Annotated in this window: 23 protein-coding genes and 1 CRISPR repeat array; of the genes, 10 read left to right on the forward strand and 13 right to left on the reverse strand. The window is 54.5% G+C overall.

Translation table 11 applies throughout. From position 1 onward, the window contains the following. Nucleotides 1-19 precede the first annotated feature (19 nt). A complete protein-coding gene (locus CDI07_RS06030) occupies nucleotides 20-490 on the forward strand; it encodes a hypothetical protein (protein ID WP_088180750.1) in 471 nt (156 codons plus the stop codon). Here CDI07_RS06030 and CDI07_RS06035 read toward each other — a convergent pair. The 6 genes from CDI07_RS06035 to CDI07_RS06060 all read right to left on the reverse strand — a co-directional run bounded on the left by CDI07_RS06035 (nucleotide 439) and on the right by CDI07_RS06060 (nucleotide 7,168). Then, complete coding sequence (locus CDI07_RS06035) at nucleotides 439-1,098, reverse strand: ScpA family protein (protein ID WP_088180751.1); 660 nt, start codon at nucleotides 1,096-1,098, stop codon at nucleotides 439-441. The two genes, CDI07_RS06030 and CDI07_RS06035, sit on opposite strands and share 52 nt — an antisense overlap. A 5-nt stretch (nucleotides 1,099-1,103) precedes the next feature. Continuing rightward, nucleotides 1,104-4,670, reverse strand: coding sequence for a chromosome segregation protein SMC (gene smc, locus CDI07_RS06040; protein ID WP_088180752.1), 3,567 nt, complete (start codon nucleotides 4,668-4,670; stop codon nucleotides 1,104-1,106). Between the two features lie 59 nt (nucleotides 4,671-4,729). After that, nucleotides 4,730-5,155, reverse strand: a complete 426-nt coding sequence (locus CDI07_RS06045; RefSeq protein WP_088180753.1) for a DUF835 domain-containing protein — start codon at nucleotides 5,153-5,155, stop codon at nucleotides 4,730-4,732. A 175-nt stretch (nucleotides 5,156-5,330) separates the two neighbouring features. Continuing rightward, nucleotides 5,331-5,732: a methylmalonyl-CoA epimerase gene (gene mce, locus CDI07_RS06050; protein ID WP_088180754.1), complete on the reverse strand. Its 402-nt coding sequence runs from the start codon at nucleotides 5,730-5,732 to the stop codon at nucleotides 5,331-5,333. Further along, nucleotides 5,729-6,688 (reverse strand): methylmalonyl Co-A mutase-associated GTPase MeaB, encoded by a 960-nt coding sequence (gene meaB, locus CDI07_RS06055; protein WP_088180755.1) that lies wholly within the window; start codon nucleotides 6,686-6,688, stop codon nucleotides 5,729-5,731. Before meaB ends, mce begins: the two co-directional genes overlap by 4 nt. A gap of 48 nt (nucleotides 6,689-6,736) precedes the next feature. Next, nucleotides 6,737-7,168, reverse strand: a complete 432-nt coding sequence (locus tag CDI07_RS06060; RefSeq protein ID WP_088180756.1) for a cobalamin B12-binding domain-containing protein — start codon at nucleotides 7,166-7,168, stop codon at nucleotides 6,737-6,739. A gap of 120 nt (nucleotides 7,169-7,288) precedes the next feature. Here CDI07_RS06060 and CDI07_RS06065 point away from each other — a divergent pair, with 120 nt between their 5' ends. After that, complete coding sequence (locus tag CDI07_RS06065; RefSeq protein WP_088180757.1) at nucleotides 7,289-7,945, forward strand: PHP domain-containing protein; 657 nt, start codon at nucleotides 7,289-7,291, stop codon at nucleotides 7,943-7,945. 6 nt (nucleotides 7,946-7,951) lie between these two features. Beyond that, a CRISPR array of direct repeats spans nucleotides 7,952-10,655; the repeat unit is 30 nt; unit sequence CTTTCAATTCTCCTAAAGTCTTATTGCAAC. A gap of 468 nt (nucleotides 10,656-11,123) precedes the next feature. Here the strand turns inward: CDI07_RS06065 and CDI07_RS06070 are convergent. From CDI07_RS06070 to CDI07_RS06095, 6 genes are all read right to left on the reverse strand, one after another. Then, entirely contained in the window at nucleotides 11,124-11,678 is a 555-nt protein-coding gene (locus CDI07_RS06070) for a Maf-like protein (protein ID WP_088180758.1), read from the reverse strand. A 105-nt stretch (nucleotides 11,679-11,783) separates the two neighbouring features. Beyond that, nucleotides 11,784-11,978, reverse strand: coding sequence for a hypothetical protein (locus tag CDI07_RS06075; RefSeq protein ID WP_226996544.1), 195 nt, complete (start codon nucleotides 11,976-11,978; stop codon nucleotides 11,784-11,786). After that, complete coding sequence (locus CDI07_RS06080; RefSeq protein WP_088180760.1) at nucleotides 11,950-12,195, reverse strand: hypothetical protein; 246 nt, start codon at nucleotides 12,193-12,195, stop codon at nucleotides 11,950-11,952. The genes CDI07_RS06075 and CDI07_RS06080 overlap by 29 nt, the downstream gene beginning before the upstream one ends. 1 nt (nucleotide 12,196) lies before the next feature. Next, nucleotides 12,197-12,418, reverse strand: a complete 222-nt coding sequence (locus CDI07_RS06085; protein WP_226996545.1) for a hypothetical protein — start codon at nucleotides 12,416-12,418, stop codon at nucleotides 12,197-12,199. A 46-nt stretch (nucleotides 12,419-12,464) separates the two neighbouring features. Further along, nucleotides 12,465-12,707: a hypothetical protein gene (locus CDI07_RS06090; protein WP_088180762.1), complete on the reverse strand. Its 243-nt coding sequence runs from the start codon at nucleotides 12,705-12,707 to the stop codon at nucleotides 12,465-12,467. A 46-nt stretch (nucleotides 12,708-12,753) separates the two neighbouring features. Then, nucleotides 12,754-14,562, reverse strand: coding sequence for a PINc/VapC family ATPase (locus CDI07_RS06095; RefSeq protein ID WP_088180763.1), 1,809 nt, complete (start codon nucleotides 14,560-14,562; stop codon nucleotides 12,754-12,756). A 108-nt stretch (nucleotides 14,563-14,670) separates the two neighbouring features. Here CDI07_RS06095 and minD point away from each other — a divergent pair, with 108 nt between their 5' ends. The 7 genes from minD to CDI07_RS06130 all read left to right on the forward strand — a co-directional run bounded on the left by minD (nucleotide 14,671) and on the right by CDI07_RS06130 (nucleotide 22,441). Then, nucleotides 14,671-15,408 (forward strand): cell division ATPase MinD, encoded by a 738-nt coding sequence (gene minD / locus CDI07_RS06100; RefSeq protein ID WP_088180764.1) that lies wholly within the window; start codon nucleotides 14,671-14,673, stop codon nucleotides 15,406-15,408. Then, nucleotides 15,405-16,148 (forward strand): ATP/GTP-binding protein, encoded by a 744-nt coding sequence (locus tag CDI07_RS06105; protein ID WP_088180765.1) that lies wholly within the window; start codon nucleotides 15,405-15,407, stop codon nucleotides 16,146-16,148. Before minD ends, CDI07_RS06105 begins: the two co-directional genes overlap by 4 nt. A 121-nt stretch (nucleotides 16,149-16,269) precedes the next feature. Then, nucleotides 16,270-17,712: an asparagine synthase-related protein gene (locus CDI07_RS06110; protein WP_088180766.1), complete on the forward strand. Its 1,443-nt coding sequence runs from the start codon at nucleotides 16,270-16,272 to the stop codon at nucleotides 17,710-17,712. Nucleotides 17,713-17,855: 143 nt separating this feature from the next. After that, complete coding sequence (locus CDI07_RS06115) at nucleotides 17,856-19,061, forward strand: cell wall-binding repeat-containing protein (RefSeq protein WP_088180767.1); 1,206 nt, start codon at nucleotides 17,856-17,858, stop codon at nucleotides 19,059-19,061. A gap of 38 nt (nucleotides 19,062-19,099) precedes the next feature. After that, nucleotides 19,100-20,128, forward strand: coding sequence for a glycosyltransferase family 4 protein (locus tag CDI07_RS06120; protein WP_088180768.1), 1,029 nt, complete (start codon nucleotides 19,100-19,102; stop codon nucleotides 20,126-20,128). A 41-nt stretch (nucleotides 20,129-20,169) separates the two neighbouring features. Then, complete coding sequence (locus CDI07_RS06125; protein WP_088180769.1) at nucleotides 20,170-21,189, forward strand: L-threonylcarbamoyladenylate synthase; 1,020 nt, start codon at nucleotides 20,170-20,172, stop codon at nucleotides 21,187-21,189. A 64-nt stretch (nucleotides 21,190-21,253) separates the two neighbouring features. Continuing rightward, nucleotides 21,254-22,441: a hypothetical protein gene (locus CDI07_RS06130; RefSeq protein WP_226996546.1), complete on the forward strand. Its 1,188-nt coding sequence runs from the start codon at nucleotides 21,254-21,256 to the stop codon at nucleotides 22,439-22,441. A 17-nt stretch (nucleotides 22,442-22,458) separates the two neighbouring features. On the opposite strand, the gene CDI07_RS06135 is transcribed toward CDI07_RS06130, so the two are convergent. Continuing rightward, nucleotides 22,459-22,887 (reverse strand): hypothetical protein, encoded by a 429-nt coding sequence (locus CDI07_RS06135; RefSeq protein ID WP_088180771.1) that lies wholly within the window; start codon nucleotides 22,885-22,887, stop codon nucleotides 22,459-22,461. A gap of 81 nt (nucleotides 22,888-22,968) precedes the next feature. On the opposite strand from CDI07_RS06135, the gene CDI07_RS06140 reads away from it, so the two are divergent. Continuing rightward, nucleotides 22,969-23,673, forward strand: a complete 705-nt coding sequence (locus CDI07_RS06140) for a nucleotidyltransferase domain-containing protein (protein WP_088180772.1) — start codon at nucleotides 22,969-22,971, stop codon at nucleotides 23,671-23,673. Nucleotides 23,674-23,683: the final 10 nt, after the last annotated feature.

Genomic DNA, 23,683 nt, shown 5'->3' on the forward strand with positions numbered 1-23,683 from the left:
TCTCGGACGAAGTTAGGGCATGCTCCTCACGAGGCACGCCAGGGAGAGGCTCGTCAAAAGGCTGGCGAAGAAGCGGAGGCTTGAACGAATATACGCCGAACTGTGGGACTTCCTCGACCGCTCGCGGAAGATCGATGTGAACGAGCGGGTGGTAATCCTCACGGACGGAAGAAAGAGCCTGGTCTGTGCCAGGCTCGAATGCGAGATGCTGCCCCTTGAGGAAATCAGAGAAAGGGTTTCCGGGATTTCCGAGGCCTACGACTGCGTCTTCTTCGATGGTAGAACTGCAAGGCATACACTCCCCCGAAAATTCGTTGAAGGCCTTCCGAACGGGAGGTACTGCTTCTACATAAACAGGGAAAAGAAGAGCCTCTACATAGGAGGCGAGGAACCCCTGCTGGTCATAACGATAAGGCCTGCAAAGAGGGAGGAAAGAAATCAGGCCTCCTCCACGGGCACGACGAGTATGTCCCCGAAGGGCTCCTCCTGAATGAGGTCAACCTTGCCCATGTTGGAGAGGAACAGGAGGTAGAGGAAGGTTCTGGCGACTATCTTCGGCGTTGGGTCGAAGACCAGGTCCCAGAAGTTTATGGGCTCCCTGGTTTCCCTGTACATGTTCACGACTATCTCGTGGAGCCTGTAGACGTGCTTCTCGATGTCAACGCGGAAGTCGTCGACGACGAATACCTCCTCCTCTATCTCGACCTTCTTCCTCTTCCGCGGCTTTCTCTTTTCGGCCTCCTCAAGGGCGTCCATGAGGGCATCCAGGAGGTCGTCGAAGGTGTAGTAGCGCTCGACCCTCCTGAGCGGGGGAGCCAAAGGCTCAACCTCGACCCTTATGCGCTCTTCGTGGTGCTCCTCCTCTTCCTCCTCATCGGCGTGGAGCAGAGCCTCGCTCTTCATCCTGACGAGGATTGACGCCGCCAGGATAGCCCTCGCCGAAACGCGGAGGTCGAGCTCCTTCATCTCCCTGAGCCTTTCGATGTACTTCTCGGTCAGGTCGACGATGTCTATGTTCCATGGGTCAACCTTGCCCATGGTGACGAGCTGGAGGAGAATGTCGACGGGCGTTATCTCCTCCTCACGGCGCGATTCCATCGTTATCACCCGCTCAGGTGACCGAACATCTCCGCGTGCTCGGCCTCGCTCCTCTTCCTTGCCTCCTCGAGTATCTTCATGGCCTTCTCGAGGCTGAGTGCAACGACACGCGAGACACCGGCCCTCATGCTGACGCCGATTATCTTGTCCGCGTTGGCCATCATGACGTCCCTCAGAGTTATCACGATGAACTGGCTGTTCTGGGAGGCCTCCTTGATGAGGTCAGCGACGCGCTTGACGTTGGCATCGTCGAGGTGTGCATCGATCTCATCGAAGAGGTAGAACGGGGCAGGCTTGTAGCGCTGTATCGCGAAGACGAAGGCGAGGGCAGTTAAAGCCTTCTCACCGCCGCTCATGGCCTCTATCCTCTTGACGTCCTTTCCTGCAGGCTTGGCCTCTATCTCGAGGCCTCCTGCGAAGGGGTCGTCCGGATTCTCAAGGATGAGCTTGGCGCTTCCTCCCGGAGAGAGCTTCGCGAAGAGCTCCGAGAAGTTCTTGGCTATCTCGCTGAGGGTCTGCATGAAGACGTTCCTCTTCTGCCCCTCTATCTCCTCGATGAACTCCTCTATACTCTCCTTCTCGGCAACGACCTGCTCGCGCTTGCTCTTCAGCTCAAGGTAGCGACGCTCAACGACCTCGAAGTCCTCTATGGCCTTCATGTTGACGGGCTCAAGGGAGCGTATCTCCTCCTCCATCTTCTCTATCTGCTCCCGCAAAGCCTCAAGCTCCAGTGGGACTTCCTTGATGCTCCTTATGAGCTTGGTATCGTGGTGCTTCAGCTCGTCCTGCTTCTCCTTCAGCGTTGCCTCGTACTGGGCGAGCTTTATCTTGAGGGTGTTGGCCTCGATGCGCAGCTCCTGGAGCTTGGAGTTGAGCTCGTCCTTCTCCGAGCGGAGGTCTATTATCTCGTTCTTGACCTTCTCGCGCCTCTCGCGGAGCTCCTTGAGCTCGTCCTTGACGCTCTCCTCAGCCTTTCTGAGCTCCTCAAGTTCCTTCTCGAACTCCTTGATGGCCTTCTCGTTCTCGGTGATGTTGGCCTTGAGGGCGTTTATCCTGTTCACGAGACCCTCTATCTCCTCCTCGAGGTCCGCTTTCCTCGGAAGTAGCTCTTCGTTTATCCTTATCTCAAGGTTTTCGAGCTTGCTCTCGACCTTGCTGAGCTCCTCCCTGAGCTTGCTTATCTCGTGCTCCACTTCCCTGATCTTCTGGTTCAGCTCCCTAGCCTCGGGGTTCTCAAGGGCCTTCTTGAGCCTCTCCTTCTTCTTCTCAAGCCTCTCTATCCTTCCGCGGAGCTTCGCCATGTCGCCCTTTGTCCCGTGAATCCTCTTCTCGAGAACCTCGATGAGCTTCTCGCTCTCCTCGATGCTCTCCTTTAGGGCCTTGTCCTCGGCGAGGAGACGCTCCATCTCCCTCTGGACGACCTGCAGGTCCTTGCTCAGGTCACTCTTCCTCATGCGGAGCTCAAAGAGCTCGTTCTGGAGACCCTTAACCTCGATCTTGAGCGCGTTAATTGAGGATTCCATGGCCTCTTTCTCGCGTTCGAGCTTCTCGACCTTCTTCCTTATCTCGTCGACGTTTACCCCGAGCTTACCCCTTGGCCTGTAGTGACCGCCGGTTATCGCTCCGCTCCTCTCAAGGAGCTCACCGCCCAGGGTCACCATGCGAACCTTTCCAATCCCTACGGTTCTGGCTTCGTCCATATCGTTTACAATGAGCGTATCCCCGAGGGCATATGCTACCGCGTTCTTAAAGCGCGGGTCGTACTGGACAACGTCCATCGCGGGGATTCCGAGGGAGGGCTTCTCGCGCATCGAACGGGGCTTTATCTTGTTGAGCGGGAGGAAGGTCAGCCTTCCGAGCTTTTTCTCCTTGAGGAGCTTGATGGCCTTCTCGGCGACCCTATCGTCCTCGACCACAACGTTGTCGTAGTTCCCGCCGAGGGCGACCTCCACGGCTAGAGCGTAGTCCCTGTCCGCGACGGTTATCAGTTCCCCGAGGGGCCCGTAGAGGCCGGGAATGTTCTGGTTCTTGAGGAACTCGACCGCGCGGTTTCCGCGAACTTCCCTCTGGGCCTCGGCCTTGATGAGCTCTTCCCTGGCCTTGGAAAGCTCCCCTTCGACCTTTCTGAGGGCTTTGGTCTTCTCCTCAAGCTCCTTTTCAGCTTTTCTAAGCCTCGCCTCGGCCCTGGACATCTTTCCATCTATCTCTCCGAGCTCGGAGCGCTTGGCCTCAAGAGACTTCTTGGCCTCCTCGATTTTGGACTTGAGTGCCGTTCTCTTGGCACCCTCCTGGGCAATCTTACCCTTAAGGCGCTCTATCTCTTCCTCGAACTTTCTAATATCGCTCTCCTTCATATAGAGCTCCTTCTTGGCCTCCTCAAGTTCGTCAACGACCTTGTCAAAGTCCTGCTTGGCTATGGCGAAGTCCCTGTCTATCTCGCCGAGCTTGATGACCAGTTCGTTTTTGACTACCTCTTTCTCCTTTATCTCCGCCTTGAGCTTCTCGCGCCTCTTCGTCCAGCGCTGAATGGCGTTTCTGCTCTTCTCTATCTCCTCGGATACTTTCTTCAGCTCCTCCTTGGTCTTGGCGAGCCTGTGCTGACTGTCCTCTATCTCCTTCTGAGCCAGCTCGATGTTCTTCCTTGCCATCTCAATCTTCGACTGAACCTCGCTGATCTTCCGGGTAACCTCAAGGATGCCGTCTTCGCTCTTCTCCTCAAGCTCCTTCTCGATAGCGTTCAGCTCCTTCTCCTTGGCGACTATCTCCTTGGCTATGTCCTTGAGGCGCTCCTCTATGGCGGCTATCTCGGCCTCTATCTCCTTGTCGCGGAGATTGTTCTCCTCAATCAGGGACTTCAGCTTCCTTATCTCGCCCAGGAGAAGCGTTACTTTAGCCCTTTCAACGCGCTCCTTCAGGTCGAGGTAGCGAAGGGCATCGTTGCGCTCCTTTTCGAGCTTGTCGAGCTGGGTCTTGACCTCGCGGATGAGCAGGTCAACACGCGCCAGATTCTCCTCCGCCTGCTTCAGCTCCTTCAGGGCCTTCTCCTTCTTCGCGTCGTACTCGGCTATTCCAGAGATTTCGTCTATGAGCATCCTTCTCTCAGTGGGGCTCATCTTGATGAACTTGGTGATGTCTCCCTGGAGGACCAGGTTGTAGCCCTCCGGTGAAATCATCGCCGCGCTGAGAACGTCGAGGATGTCGCTCCTGCTGGTCCTCTTGCCGTTGAGCCAGTAGGTGCTCCTGCCATCGGGATAAACGCGGCGCTTTATCACAACCTCGTCTTCGTCGATGGGAAAGCCTCTGTCCTCGTTGTTGAAGTACATCACTACCTCGGCGTACTTTGCCGGCGCCTCGGTTTTTGTGCCCGCGAATATAAGGTCGCTTATCCTGGTTGCGCGCATGGCTTTGGCCGACAGTCCACCGAGAACGAAGAGAACGGCGTCACCAATGTTGCTCTTTCCAGAACCGTTGGCACCAACGATCGCTGTAAACCCCTTAGAAAGCGGAACGACTACTTTTCGGTTACCGTAGGATTTGAAACCTTTCATTTCAATCTTCTCGATGTACGGCATGCCCTACACCTAAATTGGAGAATGATGAAGTAGGTTATATAACTTTACCTGCCGCGCGCTCACTCGACTATTCTGCGGAGGACGTTGAGTAGCCTGTCATCCAGACCGTCGCTAACCGTGACGTAGAAGTCCGAGTTCTTCATGACGGCCATGTCCCGTATCTTGCCCACGAAGCGAAGCGTGGGTTCGACCCCGTTCTCTATCATCAGGTACTCGACGGCGTCCAGAACAACGTCGGATTTCTCATTCTGAAGTCTGTCCCACACAATCTGTTCGATGACGTGAAGCTTGGAGGGATGGACGGCGTTGGGATGGGAAACCTTGGTGATCCAGATCTGGTAAACGTTCGGAGCGTTAACCTCGAAGGGAGACCTTCTGGTTATGAGAATCTTTTCCCTGTTTGGGTTCCTCACCAGAATATCGTTGAGACGGCGATAGTCCAGTATTCGTGACTCCTTCCTCAGGGGTCGCCCCCTAAACATCATAGGTCATCACTTCGTACACATTACTCAAGTATTATTCTTACCGCACCGCGGCCACAGTAAGTTTGCAAACATACTTAATAAGCGTTACGGTATGAATCTGAGCAAGCGACTGCTCGGACCTTTCAGTTAAACAGAAAAGAGAGGGACAGCACCAAACGCAACTCCTTTTGGAGTATCACTCCTCCCTCTCACATAGTTCGAGAAGCACACCTGTTACGGCCTTCGGGTGAACGAAAGCTATCCTAGCACCGCCCGCACCTATGCGCGGTTTTTCATCTATGAGCCTGTAGCCCTCCTCCTTGAGCTTCTCGAGGTGCCCCTCGATGTCCTCAACGCCGAGGGCTATGTGGTGTATGCCCTCACCGCGCTTGGCTATGAACTTGGCTATCGGGGAGTCCTCAGCTGTGGGCTCCAGGAGCTCAATCCTGCTCTCCCCAACGTGGATTATCGCGGTCCTTACCTTCTGGTCCGGGACCTCCTCAATCTCCTCGACCTTGAGGCCGAGGCCCTCCCAGACCTTGATGGCCTCGTCGAGGTTCTTAACGGCTATACCAACGTGGTCTATCTTCTTTATCATACCTTCACCCCCAGGGCTTTTTCAAGTACCAGATCCGCGGCAGAGTAAGGGTCGATTTCACGCATCACAATCTTCTCTATCAGGGCCGCCACCTCTTCCTCATTGAGTCTCTCGCTTATCGCCTTTGCTATCCTTCCGGAGACTATAGTCTTGACCTCCTCCTCGGCCCGGAACTTCCTCTTCCGCTCTATCTCACCGCTGCGCTCAAGGAAGTTATGGTGCTCCTTTATGGCCGACCAGAGCTCCCTGATTCCCTTCATCGTCGTTGCCACGGTCTCAACTATCGGCGGTCTCCAGCCGCGCTTCTCCCAGCGCTCTTTCTCGAGGTCGAGCATGAGGTTGAGCTCGAAGTACGTTGCATCCGCCCCTTCCTTGTCTGCCTTGTTGATTACGAAGACGTCCGCTATCTCCATAAGGCCTGCCTTTATTGCCTGCACGTCGTCTCCCAGACCGGGTACGGTTACGAGAACCACGGTATCGGCCGTCTTAACGATGTCAATCTCGATCTGGCCAACACCGACCGTTTCGACGAAGATGACGTCGCATCCGTAGGCGTCGAGAACCTTTATGGCGTCGTTCGTGGCCTTGGCGAGCCCACCGAGGGAGCCGCGCGTCGCCATGCTCCTGATGAAAACTCCGGGGTCGGTCGAGTGCCTCTGCATCCTTATCCTGTCGCCGAGGAGGGCACCACCCGTGAAGGGGGAGGTGGGGTCTATGGCTATGACGCCGACGATTTTCCCCTCTTCCCTGGCAACCCTGATGAGCTTGTCGAGAAGCGTTGATTTCCCGGCTCCGGGCGGCCCGGTTATACCAACGATGTAGGCGTTTCCGGTGTGGGGGTATATCTTTGAGATTATCTCCCGAGCCTTCTCCTCATCGTTCTCAACGAGGGTTATGAGCCTCGCCGTGGCGCGCCTGTCCCCCTGGAGCATGCGTTCTATAAGGTCGTCTATCATCGTCACCACTCGGACAAATTATCCAGCAAGAAATTATAAAGGTTGGGTTCAGGCCGACCTGAACTTCTTGAGCTTCGGAACGTTCTCGTCTATGAAGCTTATGATGTCGCCTATCGGGCTTCCCGGACCGAAAACCTTGGCGACGCCGATCTTCTCGAGCTGCTCGGCATCGTCGGGCGGAATTATTCCGCCGGCTATCACGAGAACGTCCTCGTTGGGCTTTATACCGCGCTCTTCAAGGAGCCTGAGTATCTTGGGAATCAGAACCATGTGCGCACCGGAGAGGATGCTTATTCCAAGGACGTCAACGTCCTCCTGAATGACGCTCTCCACTATCTGCTCCGGAGTCTGCCTTATGCCCGTGTAGATGACCTCAAAACCTGCATCGCGCAAGGCCCTCGCAACGACCTTGGCTCCCCTGTCGTGACCGTCAAGTCCCGGTTTTGCAACGAGAACCCTAACCTTGGAGCGCTCGACCATTTTCACCACCGGGTGAGTTTTGTTTCAGACGGTATTTAAAGGTTGTCAAAACTCAAGGTTGGACTTTACTTTGGATATTTTGTCCAGAAGGCTTTTTAATCTCCCCACGGAGTTTCTAACATGCTCGACTTTCCCCACGATATACACACGCACTCAGCATACTCCGACGGCGTTGGAGGAATAGGAGACAACGTTGCTGCCGCAGAGCTTCGGGGCCTGAGCCTGCTCGGGATAAGCGACCACAGCCACTACCTCACGGGCAGGGCCTTCAACCGCTATATCCGGGAGGTCCGCCGTTGGAGAGAGGAGAGCGGGATAACAGTCTTGGCTGGGATCGAGGCCAATATAACCCACAACGGCGTTGACGTTGCCGCGGGAATGGTGGAAGAGCTGGATTACGTCATAGCCAGCGTTCACCTCTGGCTGAGTGACCCGGAGGAATACGTTGAGCTCGTGAAGGGCGCACTCCTCGATGAGAGCGTTGACATAATCGGGCACTTCGGGGCGAGTTTTCCACACATAGGCTATCCCGATGAGGAGAGCCTGAGGGAGCTCATAGAGCTGGCGGAGGCGAGCGGAAAGGCCTTCGAGATAAGCTCCCGCTACCGCGTCCCCGATATCAGCTTCATAAGGGAATGCATAAGGCGCGGCGTAAAGTTGGTCTTCGCGAGCGACGCCCACAGACCCAGGGACGTTGGGAGCGTCTCCTGGAGCGAGAGGGTCTTCAAGAAGGCGGGAGGCACGAAGGAAGACCTGCTGTTCGGGGAGTTTTTGTAGGTTTGCATTAAATCTGCTATAAAGTCTTATTGCAACATTGTATGGTAACCCCCGATTTTGGGCAGGATCTCACTTTCAATTCTCCTAAAGTCTTATTGCAACAACCCCTAGCGTCTTCATCGTAAATAACTTTTCTCCCCTTTCAATTCTCCTAAAGTCTTATTGCAACGGGTAAGCAGGGAAACGCGGTTTATCAAAAATTCTACTTTCAATTCTCCTAAAGTCTTATTGCAACCAGCCAGTAAACCCTGCCGTCCTCGTCTTTTATGTAAACTTTCAATTCTCCTAAAGTCTTATTGCAACGATATGGGGGGCCTTCCCCCACAGAAAGACGACCAGGGCTTTCAATTCTCCTAAAGTCTTATTGCAACACCCCGGTTATCACCTGAGGTGGGAGCATGGCACTAACTTTCAATTCTCCTAAAGTCTTATTGCAACTAAAGATCCAAAAGTGGAGGGCCGACCTTCCGAGCTTTCAATTCTCCTAAAGTCTTATTGCAACGTGGACGCCGAACCCATATGCTACGACGAGGGAAGCCCTTTCAATTCTCCTAAAGTCTTATTGCAACCGTCTACGTGAGCGGTGTTGCTCCTGAGGCGAACATTCCTTTCAATTCTCCTAAAGTCTTATTGCAACCGGGGCGATGCTCGCGACGATTTTCTCGACGATTTCCTTTCAATTCTCCTAAAGTCTTATTGCAACCTCTCCGAGGGCTGAGGTTATCAAAGCCTTAACTCTCACTTTCAATTCTCCTAAAGTCTTATTGCAACTACGTCAAAAGCGTTTAGAATATCGTTCGATATGCGCTTTCAATTCTCCTAAAGTCTTATTGCAACATGAATGTCACGAGAATCTTCGGAAAGTGGCTCGGCTTTCAATTCTCCTAAAGTCTTATTGCAACTCAGCTTTGGACTCACGACGCCCAGATTTATTACACTTTCAATTCTCCTAAAGTCTTATTGCAACCTGAGATAGGCATTATAAGCAGCCTCGGTTTTAATCTTTCAATTCTCCTAAAGTCTTATTGCAACTTCAGCCCACTAAGCCCACAGATTACTGACGATTTCCTTTCAATTCTCCTAAAGTCTTATTGCAACGCCCTCAGCCCTGATGAAGGTCCTTAAGAACATGACTTTCAATTCTCCTAAAGTCTTATTGCAACATAAAGAGGGACCTCGCCGAGGTCGCGACTAAAAAGACTTTCAATTCTCCTAAAGTCTTATTGCAACGAAGGTTGTGCGGTCTTTGTCAGTATAGCTTTTCTATCTTTCAATTCTCCTAAAGTCTTATTGCAACGGACTTGGGCGTGGGTTGGCTTGTTGGCATACTACACGCTTTCAATTCTCCTAAAGTCTTATTGCAACCACCCAAACCGGGTGAGGCGCTACCTGAGGAAAAATACTTTCAATTCTCCTAAAGTCTTATTGCAACAGACCCTCCTCACCTTGCCCTCTTCTATCAGAGCATTACTTTCAATTCTCCTAAAGTCTTATTGCAACCGCGGCCCTCCCCGTCTCGGGCGGGTCCGGTTACGACGCTTTCAATTCTCCTAAAGTCTTATTGCAACGTGGGATAGCAACACCAGCACCTGCTATGTGTTTGTTCAGAATACTTTCAATTCTCCTAAAGTCTTATTGCAACTGAGGTAAGGTCGTTTAGACGTTGACTTATGGTTATTCTTTCAATTCTCCTAAAGTCTTATTGCAACGCCGAAAACTATTTATAGCAAAAACTCACATTAGTACTTTCAATTCTCCTAAAGTCTTATTGCAACCCTTCATTTCTCAAACACCCCCAATAGCAGGCAGTACTTTCAATTCTCCTAAAGTCTTATTGCAACTCTGGAGAACGCTTATCACCATACCCATCACCCTCCGCTTTCAATTCTCCTAAAGTCTTATTGCAACATTCAATTGACCGTTAGCATTCTCCCAGATCTCAGCACTTTCAATTCTCCTAAAGTCTTATTGCAACTACTACTTTCTCATGGAAGCACTATTCGGCGGGTTCTTCTTTCAATTCTCCTAAAGTCTTATTGCAACAAGGGAGGCCGTAAGAGTAAAGACCCGCTTATGCGTTACTTTCAATTCTCCTAAAGTCTTATTGCAACTTTGATTTTTTGGCCTCCTTGATGACCTCAGGGTTCTCTTTCAATTCTCCTAAAGTCTTATTGCAACCTGTGCTCTATGTGACTGATACGGATTATGTTAGCTCCTTTCAATTCTCCTAAAGTCTTATTGCAACTCGCCACAGCCGCTATTCGGCAGTAACAGAGTGGCATACTTTCAATTCTCCTAAAGTCTTATTGCAACCTTCCAAACTTGAACGTTCGTTGCAACTGCATCATCACTTTCAATTCTCCTAAAGTCTTATTGCAACTTCCAGGATCAGGCCCACATCAGGATAACCCAGAGCCCTTTCAATTCTCCTAAAGTCTTATTGCAACAGGCACTCAGGAAGAGGCAGGAAGAGAAGCTAGCGACTTTCAATTCTCCTAAAGTCTTATTGCAACATGAATGTCACGAGAATCTTCGGAAAGTGGCTCGGCTTTCAATTCTCCTAAAGTCTTATTGCAACTCAGCTTTGGACTCACGACGCCCAGATTTATTACACTTTCAATTCTCCTAAAGTCTTATTGCAACGTAAAATTCAAGTCCTACGTTTCCCGCTCTAAATACACTTTCAATTCTCCTAAAGTCTTATTGCAACAGGGCACATTTTGCCTTCTTTTTCCCGTTAGAGAGTTAAGAGACCTTTGATATTTAAGATTTTCTGGAAAGGTTCGTTAAAACATCCCGATGAGGCTTGCTATCCCGGGCTCTCAAGAGCCCTGTTCCGTTTGTAACAATCTCATCGGAGATATTTTTGATACATCTCACGAACATTCGAGAACTTCCCAAGAGATGTCCACACCGTTTCCGACAAAAGCTTTCATATCAGGCCACTATATAGTAGGAAAAACGTTTTTGACAGAGAACAGCCTATTTGAGGATGGGACTGCTTTGATTAAAGCTATTTGAAAAAATTTCGTCACAAAATCAGAAAATAACATGCCATCCAGTAATAAAACCGAAAAGGCAAAAATCAACTTCCCAACGTCGAATGGAGGCGCATTTCGGCAAAAAATTGAAGCCTGGAGACGGAATTGGGAACAGAACGAGAAGAGCGTGATAACCCTCACATAACCTCAAATCCAAGCTCCCTCAGCTTCCAGACTATCTCCAGCGGGAAGCCGACAACGTTGTAGTAGTCGCCCCTTATCCACTCGACGAAGAGGCCGGCTTTTCCCTGTATGCCGTAGGCGCCTGCCTTGTCCATTGGTTCTCCAGTCTCGATGTACGTCTCGATTATATCATCGTCAAGCTCCCGGAACTTAACCTCCGTGATGACGACTCCTGAGATCTCCATCCCCTCATGGATTATGCAGTAGCCCGTCGTGACCCTGTGCACCTTCCCGCTGAGAAGTCTGAGCATTTCAAAGGCCTCCTCCTTGCTCCCCGGCTTTCCGAGGATGTGGCCGTCTATACTGACCACCGTATCGGCGCCGATGACTGTTCCACCCACACGTCCATAGACCTCCCTGGCCTTCCTCCGGGCCAGCTCTAGGGCGTATTCGGCGGGGTTTTCTAGGTCACACTCCTCGCTAGCCCTGCTCGGAATAACCTCGAACTCCCGTATGAACCTAGCGAGTATCTCCCGTCTCCTCGGTGAGGCAGAGGCCAAAACCAGCATGGTCTCTCCTCCGGAAAAGGGTTAAAAAATCTTGCGAGAACTTAACCCGGCGATGAAGACAATTTCGCTAGCTGATGCGTGATGAGTACCCTCGCAGCTGAGCCGTCATGATGGTTTTCTGGATTCCGCCCACTTTTCTATGCTTGAAACGAGCAAGTAAACGAAGGCGAGTATCCAGAGGAAGTCCCCGACCAGTAAGGCGTCTGGGCCGGCAAAGAACACCGACAGATACGCGAGCAATCCTCCAATTGCCAGGGCCCAGAAAACCCTGTCATTCCATATTCCCCGCATCGTTCCCATCCCCTACAGAACCACCAAGGATGAACTCCAGCTCGATGATCCTATCCTCCAGGCGCTCCAGCTCCCTCCAGATGACAATGAGCAGGAAAACCAGAACAACAAAGGCAATGCCAAGATAGAAACCCATCGAACCTCTGCTCTCGGGCTGGACCCACAGGAGCAGGGAAATGGACACAAGAAGTGCAAAGAGCACGGTGAGGTCCCTCACGAGCTTCATCTCACTCCACCGTCCCGAGTTCTTCCATGGACCCCATTATCTCTCGGGAGACGTCAGCATCGACGGTGCCTCCAGAGCCTTTGAGGGAATCTATCTCTTGCCTAAGGGATTCGAGCTTCTCGTTGAACTCCCTCCTCATCTCGCCCATCTTCCAGACGACGAGGCCGATTCCCATCATCAGAGCACCGGCAAAAAGGCCCACTCCATAAGTCGCGAACATCAACACCAATCCAAATCCAACCACAACCGCCCCAACAGCCTCGAGGGAGTCATACCTCTGTCCCATCTTCCGTGTCCTCCCTTTCGTCCCGGAGTGCCTTTAGTTCCTCTTTAATGCTTCTGACCTCACTGCTGAGCTCCCACATCTTGACTATAAGAACGACAAGCAAAGCCAAGGGCAGAAGACCAAGGAAGAGTACCATCAGGCTAGGGCCGCCTGGAATGAACGGCGTGAATATCAGGAGTATGAAAAAGATTGCCCCGAGGATGGCCAGCACGTCTGCGGCTCCCACTCCTTACCACCATAGAAAAGAAGAAAGCAAACTATAAAAAGTTTTCTCAGGCGGTCGCCCAGATGGGTATCCCCGCCTCGATGAGCCTTTTAAGTTCCTTTCCTATCGGCGTGCTCTTGCTCACCTTTACGAGACCCTTCTTGCTGGGCGTTGCTGTGAAGACGTACTGCTCCCCGCCGTAGAACTTCAGCGGCCTCTTAGCGTAGTCGGGCGAAACGCGGAGGACTATCGTTTTCTTCTTCTCATCGATCTCGACGGGTATCTTTTCCTTCGGCTTTGCCGCCTCTCTCTCGGTGAAGCTCTTGACGTCGATGCTTATGCCTATCCTCTTCTCCAGCTCGGTGATGCGCTTGCCCTTCTTGCCGATTATCGCCGGGATGTCGAACTCGTCGGCGTAGATTATCGCCTTATGCGGGCTGACTATCTCGACCTCGGTGTAAACATCAGGCAGGAACTTCTTTATCTCCTGTTTGAGCCTCTTCTCCGCCAGCTTCAGCGCCGGGGCTTTCTCCTCCCTCTTGACGGGCACGACGCTTATCTCCTCGCCGTAGGTGTATATCTCGTACTCCAGCTCGCCGGTCTCAAAATCGCGGACTTCTATCACAGGCCTGGCCAGGTCCTCTTCCCTCATGCCGCTCGGCACCTTGACGAGGTATTCCAGCGTCAGAACCTTGGCGACCCTTCCGGCCTTGATGAAGATGACGGTATCGACTATCTGTGGTATCATTCCAAGCTCGACCCTGCCGATGAAGCGCTGGACGGCATCTATCGGCTTCGTTGCGTGCACAACTCCGACCATACCGACTCCCGCGAGCCTCAGGTCGGCGTATATCTTGAAGTCACTCGTCTTCCTCATCTCGTCGAATATCGTGTAGTCCGGTCTCACCAAGAGGAGTATGTCGCCGGTCTTCTCCATCCTGCCGCTCAAGGCAGTGTACTGGGTAATCTCTTCACCGACCTGCAGGTCGCGCGGCTTCTCCATCGTCTTAACTATCCTGCCCATTCCGGCGTACCACTCGGCCAGAGCCTGAGCGAAGGTCGTCTTTCCTTCACCTGGCGCTCCGGCGATGAGTATTCCCTCGGCCTTCTCCCTGAGGCGCTCCATGAGCTTCTCGCTCAGCTCGTAGTCCTCAATGCTGAGCTTCTTGACCGGCCTGACGGCGGTTATCTCTATCCTGTCCGCGAAGGGCGGTTTGGCTATGACTATACGGTAGTTCCTGAGCTGAACGACCGTCGCTCCGGGCTCGTCGAGCTCTATAAAGCTCTCGGGGTCGCGCTTCGCCCTTTCGACTATGTCGTCGGCTATCTCCTCAAGCTCCTCGTCGGTCAAAACCTCCTCGCCAGTCGGAACGAGCCTCCACTCGCCCGGCCTTCCCTTCTTCGCGAGGGGCCTCAGTCCCGCCTTCAGGTGAACGCTCATCGTCGTCTCATCGAAGAAGTCCTCGAGGCGGTGCTTGACCTCCTTCCTGGCGGTCAGGTAAATGACATCGATTCCCTTGGCTATCGCGATGTCCCTCTGCACCTGGTCGCCGGTTATCAAGGTGGCGCCGAGCTCCCTGGCTATCTCTCTGACCATGTTGTCTATCTCCCCGGATTTGGCCCTCTTTATCTGCCAGAGCTCCGGTCTTTCTCCATGGAACTCCAGGATAATCCTGCCCTCGTTTGCCATCTCGCGGAGCTTTTTAAGTTCCTCAAGTCCAACGTGACCTATCGCCTTCCCCTCGTTGGCCTGGTGCTCTATCTCAGCAACGACTGCCTCTGGTATGATGACCTTGACCTCCCCTTCAACGCCCGCAAGGAACTGTGTAAGTCTGCCGTCAACAATCACGCTCGTATCGGCAACAAACATCCTCATCTCTCTCACCTCAGAAGATTCGAAACTCTCCTTCGATTATGTTACTTCCAAGGGGTGCTACAGCTAAAGGTTCATAAAGGTTTAGCCGAAAAATAAATGGGTGGGACAATGGGTAGGCTGATATCCATAGCCTCTGGCAAGGGAGGCACGGGAAAGACCACAACGACGGCTAACCTCGCCATCGCCCTCGGGAAGATGAACTATCACGTCTGTGCCGTTGATGCAGACCTCACAATGGCCAACCTGAGCCTCGTCATGGGAATAGACGACGCTTACACTACCCTTCACGATGTTCTGGCCGGTAGGGCAACCATAAGCGACGCCATATACGCCACAGCCTATGAGAACGTTCACCTCGTTCCCGCGTCGATAGACTGGGAGCACGTTATACGGGCCGACCCCAGGAAGCTCCCCGAGACGATAAAGCGGCTGAAGGATAAGTTCGATTTTGTTGTGATAGACTCCCCCGCGGGCCTTCAGATGGACGCCATGAACGCCATGCTAAGCGGAGAGGAGGTTCTTCTCGTCACGAACCCCGAAATCTCGTGCGTTACCGATACCATGAAGGTGGGGATGGTTCTGAGGAAGGCGGGTCTGGCTATTCTGGGCTTCGTTCTGAACCGTTACGGACGCAGCGAGACCGAAATTCCGCCCGAGGTGGCAGAGGAGGTAATGGAACTGCCCCTTCTTGCCGTCATCCCTGAGGACCCCGCCGTGAGGGAGGCGACCCTTGAGGGCGTTCCAGTAGTGGAGTACAAACCCGAATCCGAGGGCGCAAAGGCATACATGGAGCTGGCCGAGAGGATAGCGAGAATATCCGGCTTCAAAGCCAGGGTGATGAGATGATACTGACCTTTGTGGGGACTGCCGGAAGCGGAAAGACCACCCTAACCCGGGCGTTTGGAAAATACTTGGAGGAAAACGATTACAGAGTCTCGTACGTGAACCTGGACACGGGCGTAAAGAGGTTGCCCTACAGGCCGGACCTCGACGTTAGGGCCGAGGTGACCGCCTGGGAGATCATGGAAGAGGGCTACGGTCCCAACGGGGCCATAGTGGAGAGCTACGATAGGCTCCTCCCGCGGGTTTCTGAGTACGTTTCTTCGATCATGGAACTGGACGGGGAGAACGACTACGTGCTCCTCGACACCCCCGGCCAGATGGAGACGTTTCTCTTCCACGACTTCGGTGTCAGGCTGATGGAGGGCCTCCCGGAGCCGCTCACGGTCTACCTCTTCAGCCCGGACATACTGAGGAAACCGGCGGACTTCTGCTTCGCCAGGTTCTTTGGCCTGATGATAGAGCTGCGCCTCGGAACCACCACCGTTCCAGCGATGAGCAAGGTTGACACCGTGGGGAACCTCGAGGAGTACAGGCGGTACCTCGACGACGTTGAGTACCTCACCGCCAGGCTCAGACTGGAGCCATCCACGCAGGGGCTCCTCGCCTACAGGATGTGCTCGACCCTTCCGGAACTGGCTCCCCCGACGAGGGTTCTCTACATCTCCGCCCAGGCGGGAGAGGGATTCGATGACCTTGAGACCCTGGCCTACGAGCATCGCTGCACCTGCGGCGACCTGACTTAGTTCATTCGAATACGCGGTTTTTGAGCGGACTTTCAGTTAGTTGGACGGGTTGTGAAAACTTTTTCAAGGGATAAGGAAGAAGCCTTTTGGCATCGTATGTTCAAATCCGTACGGTGGGAGCATGTGTCTGATAGCCGGAGGAATCGGTGAGGGGTTGAGGGATAGGTTCGTGAGGATGATACTCGCCGGAAAGCACAGGGGAGAGGACTCCTTCGGTGTGTGGACCGATACGGGAGTGCTCAAATCTGAAGACTTCTCGCGCGTTGCCGAGATTCCGGACGGGAGGGTTGGCCTCATTCAGTGTAGGCTGGCGATGACAGGCTCCCTAGGATACACCCAGCCCTTCCACAACGACCTCGCCCTCGTCCACAACGGGGAAATCTACAACCACCCCCATCTGAGGGAGTACCTGGAGGGGAAGGGGGCATCCTTCGAGACGGACGTCGACAGCGAGGTAATTCTCAGGCTCATCGAGCACCTGATTGGGGAAGGACTGCCCGTGGAGGATGCCGTAAGAAAAGCCATGCTCATGCTTGAGGGCGACTACGCGGTGGCCTTCAGCGACGGGGAGAGGATATACCTCTTCCGCGATCCCGTGGGGATAAGGCCGCTCTACTATTCCCCAGGAGGTTTCTTCGCATCGGAGAGAAAGGTTCTCTGGGCTATAGGAGAGGAAGCGATTCCCGTGGAGCCCGGCGAGCTCGTTGTAATCTCCCGACGAGGTGTGGAGAGAAAGAAGGTTTTCACGCTCACGGAGCTGAAGAGGGCAACTCTAACGCCGGAGGGGGCAAAGCGCGCACTTTTGAACGTTCTGGAGCACGCCGTGAGGGTCCGGACCGGAAAGAAGACCGGAGTCCTGTTCTCGGGAGGGCTAGACAGCTCGCTAATCGCCCTGCTGGCGTCCCGCTACTCCGATGTCGTCCTGTACACCGCCGGCGCCGAGGGCAGTCCGGACCTGGAGTGGGCCAGAAAAGCCAGCGAGCTTCTCGGACTTCCCCTCCGGGAGTACGTTTTTAACTTGGATGACGTCCGTGAGGCCGTTCCCAGAGTGATCTTCGCAATAGAGGAGCCGAACGCAATGAATCTCGCGATAGGAATCCCCCTGTACTTCGCCACGAGGCTCGCGGGTGGAGAGGGCTGCAGGCTCCTCCTGAGCGGGCAGGGGGCGGATGAGCTGTTCGGCGGCTATGCGAAGTACCTCAGGGACCCGGCGCTGATGGAGAGGGACCTCCTCGAGATGGGGGAGCGGAACCTGGCCAGGGACGACAAGATAGCCATGCTCAACTCCGTTGAGGGGCGCGTGCCATTCCTTGACCTAGCGGTCGTGTCCGTCGCTCTGGGAACACCGGTAAGTGCAAAGATTGAGAACGGCGTCAGGAAGGCCATTCTTAGAAAGGCGGCCGGCGAGCTCGGTCTGCCGAGGGAGATAGTCGAGCGCGAGAAGAAGGCCGCCCAGTACGGAAGCCACGCTCAAAAACTCCTTGAAAAGCTGGCGAAGAGAGAAAACCTGACCCTGAGCGGATACGCCCAAAAAGCCTTCAGAGAGGTTTTTAAACGCGAGTAAACGTTTCTGAACGTCCGTTAATATTCCGGCCGCCGGGGGAGGATTTCCATCCCTCTATTCTCCCCACCCTCGAACGGGGGCAAACGATTGCGTGAAAAAGGCTTAAATAAGCCTTTTCCCAAGGTAGAAGCAGGTGAGAAGACGTGATAGGTAAAAAAGGCCTTGTGATATTCATCAGCTTTATCTTCATCCTGGGTACCGTGCCCCTTCCCCGCGCGTCCGCGGAGGAGACCCGGCTGGTCATCCTGGTCAGCGACAACGAGGCCGACTGGGCGATAGCCCAGAACGTGGCCGACCTCCTCGGGGCACATCTCATAGTCAGCCCCTGGGGCACCTACGACCCCGCGGTGAGCGCCGAGATACTCAGCGTCGAGCCCGAGAGGGTGATAATCGTAGGCGGCCCTGTGGCGATACCTGAGGAGTACACAAAGGATTTTGATGAGTTTGGAATCCCGTACGAGCGCTGGTACGGTGAAACCAGATACGAGACGAACCTCGTGGTAATCCAGGCGCTCAAGGAGGAGTTCCCTGAAGCCTTCGACGAGATAGGAACCGTCGTCATAGCCAACGGCCGTGATGCCCTTGCTATTGAGGGCTACCTGAGGGCCATGAAACTTATGCCGTACGAGTTCAAAGGAAAGCCGATTCTCGTACTGACCGACGAGGGCAGGGAAAACGTGACGATAACCGCCCTGGAGCGCTTTATACACGTATCCGAGGTCAAGTACGCGGCGACTTATTCTGGCCGGGAAAAGCCGATGTTCCCGCTGAACCGTGAGAAGATAGACGCCTGGATGAAGAGCCACTTCGCCGCCTACAACGAGGGCACCCTCGTCCAGTCCCCCACGAGGGAGGAGGTCTACTCCCTTCTCATCAACGTCCAGAACAAGACGGGCCGCGCCGAGGAGCTCCTTGATGGACTCCAGATACCCGCCGCAAGGAAGAAACTCGAGGGGGCGAAGACTGCCTTAAATGCCGCATGGGATGCGTACAACTCCGGCGAATATTCCAAGGCATACCAGCTCGCCATGATGGCGAGCTTCAACGCGGACTTCGTCATATCGCGGGCGTACCGCGAGATGAGAACTGTGTACCAGGGTCTGCCAAACATGCAGCTGCAGATGGAGATTCAGCAGTTCGAGATTATGGCCAAGGTCCTCAAGAGGAAGGGCTACGACGTGAGCGAACTGGAGTCCCTCATCAGCCAGGCGAAGGAGGCCCTTAAGCAGGGCAAATACTCCCTCCTCCTCAACGAACTAATCCCCGAGATAAAGGACACCCTAGCCAAACTGACGACCAAGAGACCCTCGCCCGGAACGCCTGGCGGAAGGGACCACGGAAGACCATAAGCCTTTTTAACGTCTCTTCTCCATTTTCTCCGGTCAAAATGCGGATTCTGATGGTAGGACACTACCCACCCCACGGCGGAGGCGTTGCGAACCACCTGGACAACCTCGTGAGGGAGCTAAGGAAGCGCCACGAGGTTCACGTTCTCACCTACGGGCCAGTAGAGCCTAGGCCCTTCGAGGCTGAATTCGTGCATCAAGTCAGCGTCCCGCCGGTGTACGGGATCAGGGGGACGACCTTTGCCCTGCGGGGGGCAAAGAAAATATGCAGACTCCACCGGGAATTTGACTTCGATTTGATTCACGCCCACTTCGTGGGAACGACCAGCTACGCCGCGGTCCTCGCGAAAGAAAGAACCGGACTGCCCCTGGTGGTTACTGCCCACGGCAGCGATCTGGAGCACACGGCGAAGCTAACCTTGGGACGGTTCTACGTCAAGAGAACGCTGGCCGATGCCGATGCAGTCATAGCCGTCAGCCACTGGCTCGCGGGAAAGGCCGCCTCCCTGGGTGCGGGAAGGGTTAGGGTCGTGCCCAACGGGGTGAAACCTCTCCAGCCGGCGGAGGGAAAGAGGGAGTACATCACGTTCATCGGTGCGCTCAGGGACTACAAGAGCCCAGAGACATTCATAGAGCTGGCACGCGCCTTTCCGAACGAAAAGTTTCTGGTCGTCGGCGACGGTCCCCTCAGGAGAAGGCTCCAAGCGACCGCACCTCCGAACGTCGAGTTCGCCGGTTATCGCCGCGACGTTGGCGCAGTACTGTCCAGGAGCAGGCTTCTGGTTCTGCCGTCCAGGAGGGAGGGCTTCGGTCTGGTAGTGTTGGAGGCCAACAGCCTAGGCGTCCCCGCGGTGGGAAGGCGCGTGAGCGCGATCCCGGAGCTTGTACGCGAGGGGAAGAATGGTCTCACCTTTGAGAGCTTCGAGGAGCTGGTCGAGGCCGTGAAAAGACTCCTCGAACCCAAGTTCAACGCCAGGGCGGGAGCACTTGGAAGGAAGATAGCCGGCTTGTACACATGGAGTGCCGTCGCCTGGGAGGTCGAGCGGGTCTATGAGGAAGTCGCTGGGTAACGTTTTTAACGGCCTCTTCTCGGTGAATCCTTGGTGAGAGAATGACGGTAGTAATCAACATGCGAGATGGGCTTGACGAGAGGGGGATAAGGATAGCCGCGAGGTTCATACTGGAGGGGAAGCTCGTCGCGTTTCCCACCGAGACGGTATACGGTCTCGGGGCGGATGCACTCAACGAAAACGCCGTGAGGAGAATCTTCGAGGCCAAGGGACGCCCGGCCGACAATCCGCTCATAGTTCACATCGCAGAATTCGACGACCTGAAAAAGCTCGCGAGGGAAGTTCCAAGGGAGGCAAAGCTGCTCGCCGAGAGGTTCTGGCCGGGCCCCCTGACGATGGTCCTGCCGAAGAGGGAGGAGGTTCCGTACGTTACCACCGGCGGCCTCGACACCGTCGCGGTGAGGATGCCGGCGCACCCCATAGCACTCGCCCTCATAAAGGCCAGCACCCCGATTGCGGCGCCTTCGGCAAACATAAGCGGAAAGCCGAGCCCCACGCTGGCGGAGCACGTGATAGACGACTTCTACGGGAGAATCGAGTGCATAATCGACGGTGGAGAAACGAAGATTGGGGTCGAGTCAACGGTTATAGACCTCAGCTCGGAGAGACCGACCCTCCTCCGGCCGGGAGGGCTACCCCTTGAGGAGATAGAGAAAGTCATAGGCGAGGTTGAGATACACCCCGCCGTCAGGGGCAAGCTGGTCGACGTCGCCCGTTCGCCGGGCATGAAGTACAAGCACTACTCGCCCAGCGCGCAGGTGATAGTTGTCGAGGGGAAGCGCGAAAACGTGAGGAGAAAGATAGCCGAGCTGGTCGATGAGTATCGCGCAAAGGGCTTCCGCGTTGGGGTAATGGCAACCGAGGAGTACGACTCGGACGAGTTCTTCCACCTTGGAAAGACTGAGGAGGAGGTTGCGAGAAACCTCTTCAGGGCGCTCAGGGAGCTCGATAAGAGGGGCGTTGACGTGATAATCGCCGAGGGCATCGAGGAGAGGGGCCTTGGATTCGCGGTTATGAACCGCCTGAGAAAGGCAGCAGGGTACAGAATAGTCTGGGCATAGACAACGCTTAAATATCTGGAGCCCTTAAATTTAGCCAGCAAGCCCTGGACTTGAATCATGTGGGGTGAGAAATTTGCCAGCGAACGTCGGGCTAGAGGGGCCAGAAGAGCTAGAACAGCTCGCCTTCAAGAGGCTCAATGAGGGAAGAATCAAGGATGGGCTCAAATTGGTCCTTCGCGCCGCTAAAGGCTATGAGGAAGAAGGTAAAACCGAGGACGCCGCGAGGCTTTACAAGTACCTGGGATACGTTCTTCTCAAAAAGACGAAGGCCATTGAGAAGGCCCGTCCCTCCCTCCTGAAGAGTGCTTACCTGTATATTGACCTCATAGAGGAGGAAATCTCCCGGGCCGAGGTTGACCTCGATATTCTCGATGAGTACTGCTCAAACGTCCTTGAGATTTTCATGACGCTTAACGATGAGAAGAACCTGATGAAGTACGCAGAGGAGTTCGCGGCCATCTACGAGGATCTGGGCAACTCCTACCAGGACAACGATGACATACCGATGGCCATAAGGGCGTACGAGGCGGCCTACCGCTACTACAGGACCATAAACGACGTTGAGTCCTACAGGAGGCTCGCCGAGACCCTGATAACCCTCTACGGCCAGATTGCCGAGGGCAGGCTGGAGAAGGGCGACGCCAAGGGTGCAGCGGAGGCGTTCTACCGGCTCGCAGGCTTTATCCGGGCAATATTCGGCTACGACATCCACTTCATCGAGATGATGGACACCGCCGCCAAGAACTTCGAGAAGGCGAGCAAGATAGCCTACTCCCGCGGAGACCTCGACGGGACGACCAGCTGCCTCGTGAAGGCTCAGTACGCGTATCTGCTCGCGAAGAACTTCAGTCGGGCCAAGCTTATCGGACTCAACACCGCGAGGATGCTCTACCAGATAGTGAGCTCCTACAGGGCCAAGGGAGACGATGAGATGGCCGCTGAGAAGCTCACCGAGCTAACTGAAGCCCTCCTCGGAATGGGCAAGCTCAACGAGGCCATGGAGGTATACAAGAGCGTTCTGGAGACCAAGAGCGACCTCAGGTTCCGCGTCAGGGTCCGCATAGCCGCACTCAAGCAGTTCGCGGCATCCACCGGATCGGAGGAAGTTCTGGCAGATATAGAGACCGTTGAGTACTACTTCAACAAGAAGGCCTACCTGCGGGCGCTGGAGCTGGCCGAGAACGCCATGATGAGGGAGGGTCTCAAAGAGGCCGCGAACAGAATCCACGAGGCCGAGGGAATATATCATTAAAGAAGAAGGGAAAGGGATCACTGGGGCTGAGGCTTGACCTCAACCCTCGGAAGGGGTATGTGGTAGGGCAGGCGCATCTCCTTGGCCATCAGCATGAGGATCGGGGAAATCTCCTTGGTTATGAAGTTGACGACCTCCGCGAAGGTCAGGGAGTCTATCTTTTTCTCATCTTCCCAGAGGTTCAGTATCTCGTCCATTTTATCCTTCTGGGGCGGAACGTAGAGTATCACACCCTCGATCGCACCCTGGGCGATCCTGGGGTTGTAATCAATCTCGTACCTGAAGAGTATCTCTATTCCGTTCATCTTCCCTGTGGGAGTGCGTATCTCCCCGAGGCGCATCTCTTTAACCTTGGGGGAGAGCCTGACCTCTATCTGGCCCTGGGGCACCGCGAGGGTAACCCTCTCGAGCTCTATTTTGGTTACGTTGAATCCCAGCACTGGCATTTCTTTCACCACCCAAAACTGGTTCCAGCTATATAAAACGCTATCGGTAGGGCTTTAAACGTTCCGGTCGAGCTTAGCTCGATGCCGAGGGAAAAGGTTGTTCGCGTTTGGGACGAGAGGGAGGTCCTCTATTCACCGAAGAGGTGGCGCTACCTCTGGGAGAAGCGGGAGAAAGCGCTGGGAATAATGGAAAGACTGGGCCAGTTCGACCCCCAGCTCTACGGCAGCGTCGCCAGGGGAGACGTCAGACGGGACAGCGACATAGACATCTTCATCCCCTACCGGGTGCCGAGCTACCTCATCGAGCTCGCCCTCGAGGGACTCGTGAGCAGAAGGAAGATAGTCATGGCAACCCCTTGGCACCTCATAAAGGGCGTCATCGAGATAGACGAGGAAACGACGGTCACCTTCCCGCTGATCGACCCCACCGACAGGGAGCTTGAGTTTTACAGGTGGGGAGGGATGATAGACACGTGGGGCGTGAAGACCAGGCAGCGCGTCCCTGGGGTGAACAAGAAGCTGATACTCATAGTCCCCACCGAAAGGGGACACATCGAGAGGGAAGTCGTGGGGCGGGAGAGCGAGGTTGCAAAAATCCTCGGCGTGAGCATCGATATCGTTACCGAGCGCGTTCATGTTCTCACGAGGAGGGACGCTATTGGAAGAACCGGAATCTACATCAACGAGGAAGTCCCAGACTGGATGAGCTTTGAGGAGGCCCTAAAGGTGATAGCAGACCGCGACCCGAACGTCAGGAGAAAGGTAAGGGAGCGCGGTGGGATATGATAAGAAAAGA

This window comes from Thermococcus sp. 5-4 (genome assembly GCF_002197185.1).
Classification (GTDB): Archaea; Methanobacteriota_B; Thermococci; order Thermococcales; family Thermococcaceae; genus Thermococcus; species Thermococcus radiotolerans.